Origin of the sequence: Salinispora pacifica CNR114, from assembly GCF_000514775.1 — a bacterium.
GTDB classification, from domain to species: domain Bacteria; phylum Actinomycetota; class Actinomycetes; order Mycobacteriales; family Micromonosporaceae; genus Micromonospora; species Micromonospora pacifica.
In genome coordinates, this window is record NZ_AZWO01000090.1 from 1 (window position 1) to 1,573 (window position 1,573).

Genomic DNA, 1,573 nt, shown 5'->3' on the forward strand with positions numbered 1-1,573 from the left:
ACACAACCGTCCATGATCGACGGTGGCTGCCCTCGTTCCCGCATCGCATCGAACCGCAGCTCAGCCAAGGTCAACAACCCCGGCTGGAGTATTAGGGCCTGTATCGAAGTGGGCTACAGCAATTCGTTGATCGCGGCGATGTGCACGGTGGCTTCGTAGCGCACGGCGAGTTTGTCGAACCGGGTCGCGACGGCGCGGTGGCGTTTGAGTCGGTTGATGCCGCACTCCACGCAGTGACGCTGTTTGTAGGTTTCGGGGTCGAAGGCCGGCGGCCGGCCGCCCTTCGGCCCCTTCTTGCGGCGGTTGGCGTCCTGGTCTGCCTTGGATGGGAGTGGCCCGGATACCGCGTCGGCGTAGGTAGCGGCGGTTCGCCCGGGACGTGTACGCCTAATGAGCATGCAAGGGCTGGTCTTGCCCGGGGCTCGTTCGGAGATCTCGCGTTGTAGCCCGCGCGGTGAGCGCTTCGACAAGACCGATCCGACACGGCGGGTCCTGGCAGGACCGGCCCTTGCGCAATGGTAGTCACTTGCTTGAGCCGCTCGCGTGGGCCACCTCTGGACAGGCCTGGATCATCGAATCCTTCGACAACGATGGAGAGCCACGCGGGCGTCCACGGTCACTTCAACGCTGGTGGGATGGTGGACCGAGAGTCCTTTCATTAGGTCGCGGCGCGATCGTGGCAGGCCCGCCCGAATCTCAGATATCACCTACGAGGGGTTGATGCCTATGACTGTTTACTGCGGAATTGACTGGGCCAAGGCACACCACGACGTCGCGATCGTCAACGACAGCGGCGGGTTGGTCGCACGGCTGAAAATCGGTGCTGACGCTGCCGGTTACCGGCAGCTGACCGACCTGCTCGCCGACGCCGGTGACAACCCGCAACAGCCGATCCCCGTGGCGATCGAGACCTCCCAAGGTTTGCTGGTGGCTTGCCTGCGGGCAACCGGCCGGCAGATCTACGCGATCAACCCGGTCGCGGTCGCTCGTTACCGAGACCGATACACCGTCTCACGCACCAAGTCCGACCATGTCGACGCGATGGTCCTGGCCAACATTCTGCGCACCGACATGGCCGTGCACCGGCCGCTGCCCAACGACTCCGAACTCGTCCAGGCGATCGCAGTTCTCGCCCGTGCGCAACAAGACGCCGTATGGGATCGAACCCAAGCCCACAACAAACTGCGCTCACTGCTGCGCGAGTACTACCCGACGTTCCTGCTGGCCTTCCGCGACGCCCGCGGCGGGATCACCCGCCCCGAAGCGCGCGCCGTACTCGCCGCAGCACCCACCCCCACCCAGGCAGCGACACTGACCCCAGACGACCTCGCCGACGCCCTACGACGAGCCGGCCGGCAACGAGGCGTCACCGCCGAAGCTGACCGACTGCACCAAGCCCTGGCCACCGCAACCCTGCACCAGCCACCCCTGGTCGAACAGGCCATGGGACGACAAGCCCTAGTGTCCTGAGTCGTTAATTCGACCACAGTATGTGGCGAGGCTGTTGAGGATCTCGTCGGCGGTTCTGGTCCAGACGAACGGTTTCGGTTCGGTGTTCCATGCCTCGATCCAG

General features: G+C 64.7%; 3 pseudogenes. 1 reads left to right on the plus strand and 2 read right to left on the minus strand.

The features are described from left to right. Nucleotides 1-113 precede the first annotated feature (113 nt). A pseudogene (locus B118_RS31370) lies at nucleotides 114-387 on the minus strand (transposase); the annotation flags it as partial. Nucleotides 388-726: 339 nt separating this feature from the next. Here B118_RS31370 and B118_RS29335 point away from each other — a divergent pair. Next, nucleotides 727-1,461, plus strand: a pseudogene (locus B118_RS29335) (IS110 family transposase); the annotation flags it as partial. On the opposite strand, the pseudogene B118_RS32080 reads toward B118_RS29335, so the two are convergent. Beyond that, nucleotides 1,459-1,573 (minus strand): annotated as a pseudogene (locus B118_RS32080) (IS630 family transposase); the annotation flags it as partial. The pseudogenes B118_RS29335 and B118_RS32080 overlap by 3 nt on opposite strands.